This is a genomic window from Pseudomonas sp. A125, assembly GCF_055409485.1.
Map to the genome: position 1 here is coordinate 293376 of NZ_JBUZVP010000006.1, position 13608 is coordinate 306983.

General features: G+C 62.8%; 13 protein-coding genes. 8 read left to right on the forward strand and 5 right to left on the reverse strand.

Going from position 1 to position 13608, the window contains the following annotated elements:
* The first annotated feature begins 116 nt into the window (after positions 1-116).
* Positions 117-1427, forward strand: coding sequence for an MFS transporter (locus ACZRN6_RS11095; RefSeq protein ID WP_322143423.1), 1311 nt, complete (start codon positions 117-119; stop codon positions 1425-1427).
* Positions 1428-1516: 89 nt separating this feature from the next.
* Here the strand turns inward: ACZRN6_RS11095 and purT are convergent, their stop codons facing one another.
* The 5 genes from purT to ACZRN6_RS11120 form a co-directional block, all read right to left on the reverse strand.
* The gene (gene purT, locus ACZRN6_RS11100) at positions 1517-2698 is read right to left on the reverse strand and encodes a formate-dependent phosphoribosylglycinamide formyltransferase (RefSeq protein WP_322143422.1); all 1182 of its coding nucleotides are present in this window, start codon (positions 2696-2698) and stop codon (positions 1517-1519) included.
* Positions 2699-2767: 69 nt separating this feature from the next.
* Positions 2768-3235 (reverse strand): hypothetical protein, encoded by a 468-nt coding sequence (locus tag ACZRN6_RS11105; protein WP_003209599.1) that lies wholly within the window; start codon positions 3233-3235, stop codon positions 2768-2770.
* Between the two features lie 152 nt (positions 3236-3387).
* Positions 3388-3603, reverse strand: a complete 216-nt coding sequence (locus tag ACZRN6_RS11110) for a DUF1289 domain-containing protein (RefSeq protein ID WP_322143421.1) — start codon at positions 3601-3603, stop codon at positions 3388-3390.
* The gene (locus ACZRN6_RS11115) at positions 3600-4124 is read right to left on the reverse strand and encodes a gamma carbonic anhydrase family protein (RefSeq protein ID WP_322143420.1); all 525 of its coding nucleotides are present in this window, start codon (positions 4122-4124) and stop codon (positions 3600-3602) included. The genes ACZRN6_RS11110 and ACZRN6_RS11115 overlap by 4 nt, the downstream gene beginning before the upstream one ends.
* Positions 4125-4164: 40 nt before the next feature.
* Entirely contained in the window at positions 4165-4767 is a 603-nt protein-coding gene (locus ACZRN6_RS11120; RefSeq protein WP_322143419.1) for a CoA pyrophosphatase, read from the reverse strand.
* Positions 4768-4913: 146 nt separating this feature from the next.
* On the opposite strand from ACZRN6_RS11120, the gene ACZRN6_RS11125 reads away from it, so the two are divergent.
* The 7 genes from ACZRN6_RS11125 (at position 4914) to nagE (ending at position 13427) form a co-directional block, all read left to right on the forward strand.
* Positions 4914-5462, forward strand: coding sequence for an NUDIX hydrolase (locus tag ACZRN6_RS11125; RefSeq protein WP_322143418.1), 549 nt, complete (start codon positions 4914-4916; stop codon positions 5460-5462).
* 42 nt (positions 5463-5504) lie between these two features.
* Positions 5505-6008 carry a L,D-transpeptidase family protein gene (locus ACZRN6_RS11130; protein ID WP_464007944.1) on the forward strand — a complete coding sequence of 168 codons (504 nt, stop codon included), beginning with the start codon at positions 5505-5507 and terminating at the stop codon, positions 6006-6008.
* Positions 6009-6271: 263 nt separating this feature from the next.
* Complete coding sequence (locus ACZRN6_RS11135) at positions 6272-7030, forward strand: GntR family transcriptional regulator (RefSeq protein WP_322143416.1); 759 nt, start codon at positions 6272-6274, stop codon at positions 7028-7030.
* Positions 7031-7040: 10 nt separating this feature from the next.
* Positions 7041-8147 (forward strand): N-acetylglucosamine-6-phosphate deacetylase, encoded by a 1107-nt coding sequence (gene nagA, locus ACZRN6_RS11140; protein WP_322143415.1) that lies wholly within the window; start codon positions 7041-7043, stop codon positions 8145-8147.
* Complete coding sequence (locus ACZRN6_RS11145) at positions 8128-9150, forward strand: SIS domain-containing protein (protein ID WP_464007945.1); 1023 nt, start codon at positions 8128-8130, stop codon at positions 9148-9150. Before nagA ends, ACZRN6_RS11145 begins: the two co-directional genes overlap by 20 nt.
* A gap of 36 nt (positions 9151-9186) precedes the next feature.
* Entirely contained in the window at positions 9187-11694 is a 2508-nt protein-coding gene (gene ptsP / locus ACZRN6_RS11150) for a phosphoenolpyruvate--protein phosphotransferase (protein WP_464007946.1), read from the forward strand.
* 74 nt (positions 11695-11768) lie between these two features.
* On the forward strand, positions 11769-13427 hold the full coding sequence (gene nagE / locus ACZRN6_RS11155) for an N-acetylglucosamine-specific PTS transporter subunit IIBC (protein ID WP_464007952.1): 1659 nt from the start codon (positions 11769-11771) through the stop codon (positions 13425-13427).
* Positions 13428-13608: the final 181 nt, after the last annotated feature.

Below are 13608 nucleotides of genomic sequence, written 5' to 3' on the forward strand. Positions count from 1 at the left end.
GTGTCTGACCGGTGCGTGCTCCCATCCCGAGCCGCCCCGCGCGCAACCCTGATCCACGGGTGTTCGACCAATAATAATCCGCGTTCAAACGCGCAATGACCGTCAGGGATACCTCAATGAGCACCACCTATAACGAGTCGGCGACCGCCGCCCCGACCAACTCGACGGCCCGGGTCGCTACCGCGAGCATCATCGGCACCGCCATCGAGTTCTACGACTTCTATATCTACGCGACCGCCGCTGCCCTGGTGATCGGCCCCGTGTTCTTCCCGCAAACCTCCGGCACGGCGCAGATGCTTGCCTCGTTCCTGACCTTCGGTATCGCGTTTATCGCGCGGCCACTGGGTTCGGCGCTGTTCGGTCATTTCGGTGACCGGATCGGCCGCAAGTCGACACTGGTCGCCTCCTTGCTGCTGATGGGCGTGTGCACCACGCTGATCGGCTTGCTGCCCGGTTACGACAGCATCGGGGCCTGGGCGCCGATCCTGCTCTGCGTGCTGCGCTTCGGCCAGGGCCTCGGGCTTGGCGGCGAATGGGGTGGCGCGGCGTTACTGGCCACCGAGAACGCACCGAAAGGCAAACGCGCCTGGTTCGGCATGTTCCCGCAACTGGGCCCGTCGATTGGCTTTTTGGCGGCTAACGGGCTGTTCCTGATCCTGGCCATGAACCTGAATGACGAGCAGTTCCGCAGTTGGGGCTGGCGCATTCCGTTCATCCTCAGCGCGGCGCTGGTGATGGTCGGCCTGTATGCGCGGCTCAAGCTGCATGAAACCCCGGTGTTCGCGAATGCCGTGGCTAAAGAGGCGCCGGTAAAGGTGCCGCTGGTGGAACTGTTCAGCCAGCATTGGCTGCCGGTGCTGCTGGGCGCCGCGTCGATGGTGGTGTGTTATGCGCTGTTCTATATCACCACAGCGTTTTCACTGAGCTACGGCGTGTCCACGCTGGGCTACAGCCGTGAGACCTTCCTCGGCCTGCTGTGCTTCGCGGTGCTGTTCATGGGCGCGGCGACACCGCTGGCGGCGTGGGCAAGCGACCGTTACGGGCGTAAGCCGGTGCTGATTGTGGGGGCGATCCTGACCATCCTCTCCGGTTTCACCATGGAACCGCTGCTGACCCACGGTTCAACCTGGGCCGTGGCGCTGTTCCTGGCGCTGGAGCTGTTTTTGATGGGCGTGACATTTGCCCCGATGGGCGCGATGTTGCCGGAACTGTTCCCGACCCGCGTGCGTTATACCGGCGCTTCGGCGGCGTATAACCTGGGCGGGATTGTGGGTGCATCGGCCGCACCGTTCTTCGCAACCAAGCTGGTGGCGATGGGCGGTTTGAGTTATGTGGGCGGGTATGTGTCGGCGGCAGCGGTGATCAGCTTGATTGCTGTCTTGTGCCTGAAAGAGACGCGCAATAACGACTTGAATCGCGTTAGCTGATAGACCGCCATCGCGGGCAAGCCCGGCTCCCACATTTAAAATGCATTTCCCTGTGGGAGCCGGGCTTGCCCGCGATGGGCGCGACTCGGTTACAGCTCTACAACAACCGCCTTCGAAGCACGGGTAGCTTTAGCCCGGGCAGCCTCAATCGACTCATCCCGCGCCAACGCCACGCCCATACGGCGCTGGCCGTTCACTTGCGGCTTGCCAAACAGACGCAACGCCGTATCCGGCTCGCTCAAGGCTGCACCCAGGTTGGAAAAAGCCGTCTGGGTCGACTGCCCCTCCACCAGGATCACCGCCGACGCCGAAGGCCCGAACTGACGGATCAACGGGATTGGCAGGCCAAGAATTGCCCGCGCATGCAGGGCGAACTGCGACAAGTCCTGGGAAATCAGGGTCACCAGGCCAGTGTCATGGGGGCGCGGCGACACTTCGCTGAACCACACCTGATCACCCTTGATAAACAGCTCAACGCCAAACAGACCGCGGCCACCCAAGGCCTCGGTCACGGCTTTGGCAACGCGCTCGGATTCCGCCAGGGCAACCGGGCTCATGGCCTGTGGCTGCCAGGATTCCTGGTAGTCGCCTTTCTCCTGACGGTGACCGACTGGCGCGCAGAAGGTAGTGCCGCCGATGTGGCGCACGGTCAGCAGGGTGATTTCGTAGTCGAAGTCGATAAAGCCTTCGATGATCACCCGGCCCTTGCCGGCACGGCCGCCTTCCTGGGCGTAATCCCAGGCTTTTTGCACATCGTCGGCACTGCGCAGCAGGCTCTGGCCCTTGCCCGACGAACTCATCACCGGCTTGACCACGCACGGGAAGCCCAGGTCGGTGACGGCCTTGCTGTAGTCCTCGAAGGTGTCGGCGAAGTGGTACGGCGAGGTCGGCAAGTCCAGCTCTTCAGCGGCCAGGCGACGGATGCCTTCGCGGTTCATGGTCAGCAACGTCGCGCGGGCGGTAGGGATCACGGTGAAGCCTTCGGCTTCCAGCTCCACCAGGGTGGCGGTGGCGATCGCTTCGATTTCCGGCACGATGAAGTGCGGCTTTTCGGCTTCGATCACGGCACGCAGGGCGGCGCCATCGAGCATGTTGATCACGTGGCTGCGATGGGCAACCTGCATGGCCGGCGCGTTGGCGTAGCGATCCACGGCAATCACTTCAACGCCCAGGCGTTGCAGCTCGATTACCACTTCCTTGCCCAGCTCACCGCAGCCACACAGCATTACGCGGGTCGCGGTTGGCGACAATGGAGTTCCGATTCGGGTCATCTCAGGTCCTCAGGGGAGCGGATCATGGGGAGAAAGGCCGGCATTTTACATGAACTGTAAAGATTGGCTTCAGTTGGCGACGCGCTGGCGCCGCAAACGCCAGGCCATGGCTAGCCACACCACGGTAACCCCGGCGAATTTCGAGACCAGGGCGGTGCCGGCCACGGCAGGCGTGAGCGCGCCGATCAGGCCGAAAAAGATAAAGGTATCGAGGGGAATGCTCAGCGCCGAACTTATCCACAGGCGGTCGTGGAGCGGGCGCTTGGTAATGCTGAACACCAGCCAGTCGATGCACTCGGACACCGCGAACGCCGTGGCGCTGGCCAGGGCGATGGAAGGGTCGGAGGTAATATAGGACAGCACCAGCGCCGCCAGCATGGCGATAATCGCGCCATGGCCGAAGCGGGTTTGCACCATGTCCCGCAGGACAAACACCAAGCCGCCCCAGGCAGACCAGATGACGTCCAGGTGCGGGGCGGTGGAAAAAGCGAAATTGATCAGCACGACGCTGCTGATGTAGGCAATCAGGAAGAACATGGGGCGAGGGACCTGTGAACAAGGGGCACAGGGTACTTCACATTTCGAAATATGTCGTCTGAGAGGGCCCTATCGCAGGCAAGCCATCTCCCACATTCAGATGTATTCACAGTTCAAAATGTGGGAGCGGGCTTGCCCGCGATGGCATCAGGTCAGGCGCCGGACTTCCCAGGAATCATCCAAAGCAGCCCACTCGCCTTCGCCCGCTCATGGCACAACCCCAACACCACCCGGCGCTCGGTGTTGTCCATGCGGCTCCAGCGGGTGATTTCATCCACCGTCCGCTGGCAGCCAGTGCAGATATCATCGTCATCCAGCGCGCAAATGCTCACGCAGGGCGAGGCGACGGGTCGTTCTACCGGGTTCATTCTTCCTGCTCAACCAGATCACGGGCATACCGCTGGGAGTTATGCACATAGTGCGCTGCGCTGGCCTCGAGCATCTTCTTCTGCACATCGGTCAGCTCCCGCACCACCTTGCCCGGCGAGCCCATCACCAGCGAACCGTCGGGAATTTCCTTGCCTTCACCGATCAGCGAATTGGCGCCGATGATGCAGTGCTTGCCGATCTTCGCGCCGTTGAGGATCACCGCATTGATGCCAATCAGGCTGTAATCGTCGACGGTGCAGCCATGCAGCATGGCGTTGTGGCCGATAGTCACGCCGGTGCCGAGGGTCAGCGGGTAACCCATGTCGGTGTGCATCACGCTGCCGTCCTGCACGTTGCTGTTCTTGCCGATCAGGATCAGTTCGTTGTCGCCGCGCAACACCGCGTTGAACCAGACGTTGGCGCCCTCCGCAAGCTTGACCTTCCCCACCAGCGTGGCATTGGGGGCCACCCAGCTGTTCGGATGGGTTTCGACTCGGGCGTCGCCCAGGCGGTATTTCATAGGTGGATCCTCACGGCAGGGAACAATGGCCATCTGGCTCTTAGGTATTGATGAAGCTTTTCGGCGGGCGATGCAGGCTGATGTCGGCATCGTCATAGAGCAGGTTGATCAGCTCGACGATCATGATCGCCGTCAGGCCCCAGATCTTGTACTCGCCAAACCGATAGCTGGGCACATACCAACTGCGGCCCTGGTAATCGATACGGTGAGTATGTTCGCGCGGGTCCTGGCGAAAAAACTCCAGGGGCACGCTGAAAACAGCAGCTATCTCGGCGTCGTTGGCCAGGTATTCAACATAATCGGGGATAACGCCTACATACGGCGTGACACGGATACCGTGCAGGGAAATCAGCGGGCTCAACGGGCCAATCACTTCCACCAGCCCCGGCGGTAGGCCGATTTCTTCTTCGGCTTCGCGCAGGGCGGTGAATATCAGGTCCGGATCGTCAGGGTCGCGGCGCCCGCCGGGGAACGCCACTTCGCCGCCATGGGTCGATAACCCACTGGCGCGCAAGGTCAGGATCAGCTCGGGTTCGTCACTGCGGGTGATGGGCACCAGTACCGCCGCTTCCGGGAAACGACCGTCGGTCTCCAGCGTGCGTGGCGTATGATTGCTTACCCGGCGAAGTAGCTCGTCCAGCATGAGTCATCTCGGTCTGTTGGCTACCTTGCATCATGCACCAAACCTTGCGCCCGCCCAACCCCAAAACCCTGGCCATGTCGCTAAACGACAACTTGCAGGCCATACCCGGTCACGCCAAGATAGGCGCACTCTCCAGGAACCCCAGCATGAACTTCTGCAGCCAGTGCGGTAAACCGGTCACCCAGCGCATTCCCGAAGGCGACGCACGCCTGCGTTATGTTTGCGATCACTGTCAGACTATTCACTATCAGAACCCCAATATCGTCGCGGGCACCGTGCCGGTGTGGGGTGAGCAGGTGCTGCTGTGCCGCCGTGCCATCGAGCCGCGCCTGGGTTTCTGGACCCTGCCCGCAGGCTTCATGGAGAACGGCGAGACCGTCGAGCAGGCCGCCATGCGCGAGACCATGGAAGAAGCCTGCGCCCGGGTGCGCAACCTGAGCATCTATACCCTGATCGACGTGCCGCACATCAGCCAGGTGCATATTTTCTACCGCGCCGAACTGATCGACCTGGACTTTGCTGCAGGCCCCGAAAGCCTCGAAGTGCGCTTATTCGATGAAGCCGACATCCCTTGGTCCGAGCTGGCTTTCCGCACGGTCGGGCGTACCTTAGAATGCTTTTTTGCTGACCGCAGGCAACAGTCGTATCCGGTGCGCAGCGAGTCGGTGCCGCCGCTCAAACAGCTGGCCAAATAACAATCCGGGCGGCACGTAGTCTTTCCAGGGGATACCGTTTTAATGCGTTGGTTGCTTGCTCTGATCTGCCTGTCGTTTGCCACGCTGTCGCCAGCCTCCACCCAACTGATCCTGGGCGGCAAACCCGTCGAGAAAATCCTGGTGCTCAAGTCCGTCCATCAGTTGCAACTGATCAACGACGGCAAGCCCCTCAAGACCTACCGCATCTCCCTGGGCAGAAACCCCAAGGGCACCAAGCTGATGGAAGGCGACCGCCGAACGCCGGAAGGCTTCTACTGGATCGACTGGCGCAAGACCAGCGACCGCTTCAACCTGGCCATGCACATCTCCTACCCCAATATCAGCGACGCCGCCCGCGCCCGCCGCGAAGGGGTCAAGCCCGGCAGCATGATCATGATCCACGGCACCCCCGACGCCGAGGACTACCCCGAAGAACTGTTCCACACCCTGGACTGGACCGACGGTTGCATCGGCATGCGCAATGTCGACATGCGCGAAGTCTGGAACCTGGTGAAAGACGGCACGATGATCGAGATTCGCCCGTAATTTCCCGCCCCTCGTAAAATAATTCAAAAAAAATTCCCGCCCCGTGGGTGGCTTGCCGGTGAATACCAGTTCACCCCGGCAAGCTGCGCGCTTCTGCCCGAAAGAAAGACCTCTCTAATACCACTTCAACTGGCGCACTATTAAGGCGCCCGCAAACGCTCGCCTGCACCGTTTTCGCTGCATTGACATGGTATTTAAGTGGTATTAGCTTGCGATCACTACCGGGCGACAACACTCCAATAACCGCATCGGAAACCGACACGATGAACCCCATCCTGGCCCTGCGCCCCGACGAGAAACAATCGACGCCGCTGTACCTGCAACTGGCCCGCAACCTCGAAGCCGCGATTCATGCCGGCCAGTGGAAATCCGAGCAGGCATTGCCCTCGGAACGCGCCCTCAGCGAGCAACTGGGCATTTCCCGGGTGACCGCCCGCAAAGCGCTGGAAGTGCTGTTCGAACAAGGCCTGATCCGTCGCAGCCAAGGCTCCGGAACCTTCATCACACCCCGCCTGGAACAGCCGCTGTCGCGCCTCTCGGGCTTCAGCGAAATGCTCCGGCTCAAGGGGTTTGTGCCGACGTCCCAGTGGCTGGAGCGCGACATCACCCAACCTACCCATGAAGAATTGATCCGCCTGGGCCTGTCGCCTGCCGACAAGGTCGCGCGGCTCAAGCGCTTGCGTAAGGCCGACGACACGGTGATGGCGATTGAAATGACCGCCATGCCCGCCTCCGTCCTCCCGCATCCGCAGGCCATCGGCAACTCGCTCTACGAATACCTGGAAAGCATCGGCAAGCCCATCGTGCGCGCCCTGCAGCACATCCAGGCGATCAACGCCTCGGACGAGTTCGCGGCCCTGGTGGGCATCGCGCCCGGCACCGCCATGCTGCTGATGACCCGGGTGGGCTACACCGCCGACAACACCCCGATTGAAATCACCGACACCTACTGCCGCAACGACTACTACGACTTCGTCGCAGAGCTGCGCCGCCACGACTATTCCGCTGAACTGCGAATTTAGAGAACTGCCCATGTCCGAAGACAATATCCTCACGCCACACGGCTGGATTCGCGGCCGCCTGGTGCACCAGCACGGCAAGGTGACAGCCGTTGAAGGCAACCCGTGCGACCCGGCCGACAACGACCTGCCGTACTTGCTGCCTGGCTTTATCGACCTGCACGTGCACGGCGGTGGCGGCAAAGACATCATGGAAGGCGCCGATGCGTTCCAGACCATCACCCGCACCCACGTGCGGTTTGGCACCACCTCGCTGCTGGCCACCACCATGACCGCGCCGGTGGATGAAATTTCCCGCGTGCTCGGCGAAATCGGCACCTATTGCGAAAGCCGCCCGACCGGCACCGCCCGGGTGCTGGGCGTGCACCTGGAAGGTCCCTACATCAACCCGGGAAAACTCGGTGCACAGCCGAATTTCGCCCACACCGCCTTGATGGCCGAAGTCGAAGAATACCTGCGACTGGCGCCGATCCGGGTGATCACCATTGCCCCGGAAATTGCCGGCCATGACGGCCTGATCCGCGCCTTGAGCGAACGTGGCGTGCGCATGCAGATCGGTCACACCCTGGGCAGCTATGAAGAAGGCGTTGCCGCGCTGGCTGCGGGCGCCACCAGCTTCACCCACTTGTACAACGCCATGAGCCCGCTGCATCACCGCGAGCCCGGGATTGTCGGCGCGGCGCTGGCCCACGCCAAATACGCCGAGCTGATTCCCGACCTGTTGCACGTGCACCCTGGCGCCATGCGCGTGGCTTTGCGTTCGATCCCATGCCTGTACTGCGTCACCGATTCCACCGCCGCCGCCGGCATGCCCGACGGTGAATACAAGCTGGGCAGCCACACCGTGACCAAGTGCCTGGGCGGCGTGCGCCTGGCCGATGGAACGCTGGCCGGCAGCACCCTGACCATGGACCAGGCGCTGCGCAACCTGGTGAAGATCGGCCTGCCGATCAGCGAAGCCTCACAACGCCTGTCGCAATTTCCTGCGGACTATCTGGGCCTGGAAGAACGCGGTCGCCTGCAGCCCGGCAGCTTTGCCGACTGCGTGCGCCTGGACCGCTCCCTGCACCTCACCGACGTAATGGTCGAAGGAGAAACCATTGACTTCAAAAATGCTTGAAGAGGCCCTGGCCTCCTGCGAGGCCGTCGAGGCTCAACTGCAACGCCTGGACCCGCTGCTGGTGGAAGTCGCCGGCCGCCTGCGTCGCCAGCCACCGCAAGTGGCGATGACCATCGCCCGTGGCAGCTCGGACCACGCCGCCAGTTACTTCGCCTACCTGACCATGCAACATCTGGGGATTCCGGTGGCGTCGTTGCCAATGTCGGTGGTGACCATGCTGCAATCGCCGCTCAAAGTCAGCGGGCAAGTGGCGTTCGGTTTCTCCCAGTCGGGGCAAAGCCCGGACCTGGTCAACAGCCTGCGCCTGTTGCGCAAGCGCGGCGCCTTGAGCATCTCGATGGTCAACGCCGAAGACTCGCCACTGGAAGCCGCCTGCGAATTCCACGTGCCGCTGTGTGCCGGGCCAGAGCAAAGCGTTGCCGCCACCAAAAGCTTTATCGCCACCCTGAGTGCCAGTGCCCAATTGATCGGCCACTGGAACCAGGAAGCTCAATTGTTGCAAGCCTGCCAGGCCTTGCCCGACGGTTTGCGTGAAGCCGCCAGGCAAGACTGGAGCGTGGCCATCAATGCCCTGCGCGATTGCCAGCAACTGATGGTGATCGGCCGTGGCGCCGGCTTTGCCATCGCCCAGGAAGCCGCGCTCAAGCTCAAGGAAACCTCGGCGATCCAGGCCGAAGCCTTCAGCAGCGCCGAGGTGCGCCATGGCCCGATGGCCCTGATCGACGACAACTACCCGCTGCTGGTCTTCGCCCCGCGCGGCCCCGAGCAAGCCGGCCTGCTGAGTCTGGCCGCCGACATGCGCCAGCGCGGCGCCCGCGTGCTGCTGGCCGCCCCCGACGACATCGCCGAACGCGACCTGACACTAAGCCGCGCCGAACACCCGGCCCTGGACCCGATCCTGGCGATCCAGAGCTTCTACGTGATGGCCGCCGGCCTGGCGGTCGCCCGAGGCATGGACCCGGACCAGCCGCGCCACCTGAGCAAAGTTACCCGCACTCACTGAGTCGTTTGCCGTGTTTTCCTGATGAGTACCGTGCCCATGTCCCACAACAATAAAGACCTCACCCTCAGCGCCCCCCTCAGCGGGCCGGTGCTGACCCTGGGCAACGTTCCCGACGAAGTGTTCGCCAGTGGCGCCATGGGCGACGGCATTGCCATCGACCCGCTCAACGATTGCCTGCATGCGCCGTGCGACGGCGTGATTCTCCATGTCGCCCGCACCGGGCATGCGCTGACCATTCGTGCCGATAACGGCGCAGAACTGCTGATGCACGTGGGCATCGACACCGTGGAATTGAATGGCGAAGGCTTTGCGTTGCTGGTCAAGCAAGGCGCGCGGGTCAGCCAGGGCCAGGCGCTGGTGCAGTTTGACCTGGACCTGATTGCGCGGCAGTGCAAAAGCCTGGTCAGCCTGATCATCCTGACCAACAGCGAGTTGTTTGAGCTGCAGCCGGTCACCCTGAAATCGGTGAAGGTCGGCGAACCGCTGCTGCATGTGGTGGCGCGTTTGGCCGGGGCCGCGAAAGTGATTGATGAGTCGATCACCGAAACCAGCGCGACGATTCGCATCACCCACCGTGGCGGCCTGCATGCGCGCCCCGCCGCATTGGTCCGCAAGACGGCGCAGGATTTCAGCAGCCAGTCGCAGCTGCATTTCGCCGGCAAGACGGCGTCGTGCGACAGCTTGATCGGCTTGATGGGGCTGGGAATTGGCGAGCAGGACGAGGTGCAGGTCACCTGTCGCGGCAAAGATTGTGAAGCCGCGCTCCAGGCGCTGATCGCCGCGTTGTCGGTGGCGGTTGGCGAAGCGCATCACGCCCCGGTGGCCGTCGCTGCGCGCCGCGCGAATACCGAAGCCGGTGTGCTGCAGGGCGTCTGCGCCGCGCCGGGCCTGGTCTGCGGCCCGCTGTTGCGCTTGAACGGAATCGAGCTGCCGGAGGACCCGGGCAACAACGCCCCGGATGAACAATTGCAGCGCCTGGACAGTGCCCTGGAGCAGGTGCGCGCAGAAATCCGCCACACCCTGGACCAGGCCCGCCAGCGCAAGGATATCGAGGAAGAAGAGATCTTCGCCGCCCACCTGGCGCTGCTGGAAGACCCGACGTTGCTGGAAGCCGCCACCACCGCCATCGAACATGGCAGCGCCGCCACTCACGCCTGGCGCGATACGATCCAGGCCCAATGTGCGGTATTGCTGGCCCTCGGCAAACCGCTGTTCGCCGAACGCGCCAACGACCTGCGTGACTTGCAACAACGGGTGCTGCGGGCGCTGCTGGGCGAGGCCTGGAGTTTCCAATTGCCGGCGGGCGCTATCGTGTCTGCCCATGAATTGACCCCCTCGGACCTGCTGCAACTGAGCAAGCAACACGCCGCCGGCATCTGCATGGCCGAGGGTGGCGCGACCTCTCATGTAGCGATTCTGGCGCGGGGCAAAGGCTTGCCATGCGTGGTGGCGCTGGGCACCGAGTTGCTCGATGTGCCCCAAGGCCAGCGTGTAGTGCTGGATGCCGCCAACGGTCGCCTGGAACTGACGCCGGATGATGCGCGCCATGCCCAGGTTCACCAGTTGCGCGACGCCCAGAAACTGCGGCGCCAGCAGCAACACGCACAGGCTCAAGGCACCGCCAGTACTCAGGATGGCGTGCGGATTGAAGTGGCGGCGAACGTCGCCTCCAGCGCCGAAGCCCAGTTGGCCTTCGAGAACGGTGCCGATGGCGTCGGCCTGCTGCGCACCGAATTCCTCTTCGTCGACCGCCGCACCGCGCCCGATGAGCAGGAGCAGCGCCAGGCCTATCAAGCCGTGCTGGACGCCATGGGCGACAAGCCCGTGATCATCCGCACCATCGACGTCGGCGGCGACAAGCAACTCGACTATTTGCCGCTGCCGTTCGAGACCAACCCGGTGCTGGGCCTGCGCGGCATTCGCATGGCCCAGGTACGCCCGGAACTGCTGGACCAGCAACTGCGCGCCCTGCTGCAAGTGTCGCCGCTGGAGCGCTGCCGAATCCTGCTGCCAATGGTCAGTGAGGTCGACGAACTGCTGCACATCCGCCAGCGCCTCGATGAACTGTGCACCGAGCTTGAACTGACCCAGCGCCCAGTGCTGGGCGTGATGATCGAAGTGCCTGCCGCCGCGCTGATGGCCGAACAACTGGCCGAGCATGCAGACTTTTTGTCCATCGGCACCAACGACCTGTCCCAGTACACCCTGGCCATGGACCGCGACCACGCCGGCCTCGCCGCGAGGGTCGACGCCATGCACCCGGCGCTTCTGCGCCTGATCGCCCAAACCTGCACCGGCGCCGCCAAGCATGGCCGTTGGGTGGGTGTGTGCGGCGCGCTTGCGTCCGACCCGCTGGCCACGCCAGTGCTGATCGGCCTGGGCATCAGCGAGCTGTCTGTAAGCCCGCCGCAAATCGGAGAAATCAAGGACCGTGTCCGCCACCTGGACGCGGCCCAATGCCGGCAACTGAGCCAAGGCCTGCTTAACCTGAGCAGCGCCAAAGCCGTTCGCCAAGCCTGTCAACACCACTGGCCGCTGTGCTGAAAACAACAAAAACAGGGAGACACGCCGTGTACCAATATTTTATCGAAGGGCTGCAACGCTTGGGCCGTGCGCTGATGCTGCCGATCGCGATTCTGCCGATCGCCGGCCTCCTGCTGCGACTCGGCGACACCGACCTGCTGAACATCGCAGTGATGCACGACGCCGGGCAGGCGATCTTCGCCAACCTGGCGCTGATTTTTGCCATCGGGATTGCCGTGGGTTTTGCCCGCGACAATAACGGCACGGCGGGCCTGGCGGGCGCCATTGGTTACCTGGTGATGGTCTCCACCCTCAAGGTGATGGACGCCAGTATCAACATGGGCATGCTCGCGGGTATTGCCAGCGGCTTGATGGCCGGGGCGCTGTACAACCGCTTCAAGGACATCAAACTGCCGGAGTACCTGGCATTCTTTGGTGGGCGACGGTTTGTGCCGATCGTCACCGGGTTTTCCGCGGTGGCGCTGGGGGTGATCTTTGGTTTGATCTGGCCACCCGTGCAGCAAGGCATCAACAGCTTCGGCGTGTTGCTGATGGAAAGCGGCAGTTTTGGTGCGTTCGTGTTTGGGGTGTTCAACCGCCTGCTGATCGTCACCGGCTTGCACCATATCCTCAACAACATGGCGTGGTTTGTGTTCGGTACCTTCACCGACCCGGCGACAGGCGCGGTAGTGACCGGCGACCTGACCCGCTACTTTGCCGGTGACCCGAAAGGCGGCCAGTTCATGACCGGCATGTTCCCGGTGATGCTGTTCGGCCTGCCGGCGGCGTGCCTGGCGATGTACCGCAATGCATTGCCGGAGCGGCGCAAGATCATGGGCGGGATTTTCCTGTCGATGGCACTGACCTCGTTCCTCACCGGGGTGACCGAGCCGATCGAATTCGCCTTCATGTTCCTCGCGCCATTCCTGTACCTGCTGCATGCGCTGCTGACCGGGTTGTCGATGGCGATCACCAACATGCTCAACATTCACCTGGGCTTTACCTTCTCCGGTGGGTTTATCGACATGGTGCTGGGCTGGGGCAAGTCCACCAACGGCTGGCTGATATTCCCGGTTGGGCTGGCGTATGCGGTGATCTACTACAGCGTGTTCAACTACTGCATTCGCCGGTTCAATTTGAAGACGCCGGGGCGTGAGGATATTCAAGTCGTGCAGGCTGAGGCCATGACTGATAACCAGCGGGCCGGTGCTTATATTCGGGCGCTGGGTGGTGCGGAGAATCTACTGAGCGTGGGTGCCTGCACGACGCGCCTGCGGTTGGACATGGTGGACCGCAACAAGGCGGTGGATGCCGATTTGAAAGCGCTGGGCGCCATGGCTGTGGTTCGGCCGGGTAATGGCGGGAGCCTGCAGGTGGTGGTCGGGCCGATGGCAGACAGCATTGCCGATGAGATTCGGTTGGCGATGCCTTCGTATGTTGGAGTCACTCCGGTCGCTGCTGCGCCGGTTGAGAAGAGCACGCCGGTGAACGTGCACGAGGCCGAGAAATGGCTGAGTGCCCTGGGCGGTCGGGCCAATGTTTTGCAATTGGATGCGGTGGCGATGACGCGGCTGCGGGTGGAGCTGGGGGATGGTTCGGTGCTGTCGGAATCTCAACTGACGGCACTGGGTTGCCAGGGTGTGAGTCAGCTTGAGAGCGGTGTTTGGCACTTGCTGATTGGTGACAAGGCGTCGGGCTTGGGTGAAGCCTTGGAGCGCCTGGTCAGTGGCCGCGCAGCCGTAACCGGCGCCTAGCAAATTGCAGTGAGTGGGCTTGCCTGTGGTGAGCAGGCTTGCCTGTGGTGAGCGGGCTTACTTGTGGTGAGCAGCCTTGCCTGTGGTGAGCGGGCTTGCCCCGCGCTGGGCTGCGCAGCAGCCCCAATAAGAACCCCGCATTTTTCCAGATAGAACCCTGTGGCAGGTTTTAGGGCCGCTG

What these genes read in the sequence shown, in the direction of transcription:
- ACZRN6_RS11095 (WP_322143423.1), top strand. Translation starts at nt 117, where the DNA reads ATGAGCACCACCTATAACGAGTCGGCGACCGCCGCCCCGACCAACTCG.
- purT (WP_322143422.1), bottom strand. Translation starts at nt 2,698, where the DNA reads ATGACCCGAATCGGAACTCCATTGTCGCCAACCGCGACCCGCGTAATG.
- ACZRN6_RS11105 (WP_003209599.1), bottom strand. Translation starts at nt 3,235, where the DNA reads ATGTTCTTCCTGATTGCCTACATCAGCAGCGTCGTGCTGATCAATTTC.
- ACZRN6_RS11110 (WP_322143421.1), bottom strand. Translation starts at nt 3,603, where the DNA reads ATGAACCCGGTAGAACGACCCGTCGCCTCGCCCTGCGTGAGCATTTGC.
- ACZRN6_RS11115 (WP_322143420.1), bottom strand. Translation starts at nt 4,124, where the DNA reads ATGAAATACCGCCTGGGCGACGCCCGAGTCGAAACCCATCCGAACAGC.
- ACZRN6_RS11120 (WP_322143419.1), bottom strand. Translation starts at nt 4,767, where the DNA reads ATGCTGGACGAGCTACTTCGCCGGGTAAGCAATCATACGCCACGCACG.
- ACZRN6_RS11125 (WP_322143418.1), top strand. Translation starts at nt 4,914, where the DNA reads ATGAACTTCTGCAGCCAGTGCGGTAAACCGGTCACCCAGCGCATTCCC.
- ACZRN6_RS11130 (WP_464007944.1), top strand. Translation starts at nt 5,505, where the DNA reads ATGCGTTGGTTGCTTGCTCTGATCTGCCTGTCGTTTGCCACGCTGTCG.
- ACZRN6_RS11135 (WP_322143416.1), top strand. Translation starts at nt 6,272, where the DNA reads ATGAACCCCATCCTGGCCCTGCGCCCCGACGAGAAACAATCGACGCCG.
- nagA (WP_322143415.1), top strand. Translation starts at nt 7,041, where the DNA reads ATGTCCGAAGACAATATCCTCACGCCACACGGCTGGATTCGCGGCCGC.
- ptsP (WP_464007946.1), top strand. Translation starts at nt 9,187, where the DNA reads ATGTCCCACAACAATAAAGACCTCACCCTCAGCGCCCCCCTCAGCGGG.
- nagE (WP_464007952.1), top strand. Translation starts at nt 11,769, where the DNA reads ATGCTGCCGATCGCGATTCTGCCGATCGCCGGCCTCCTGCTGCGACTC.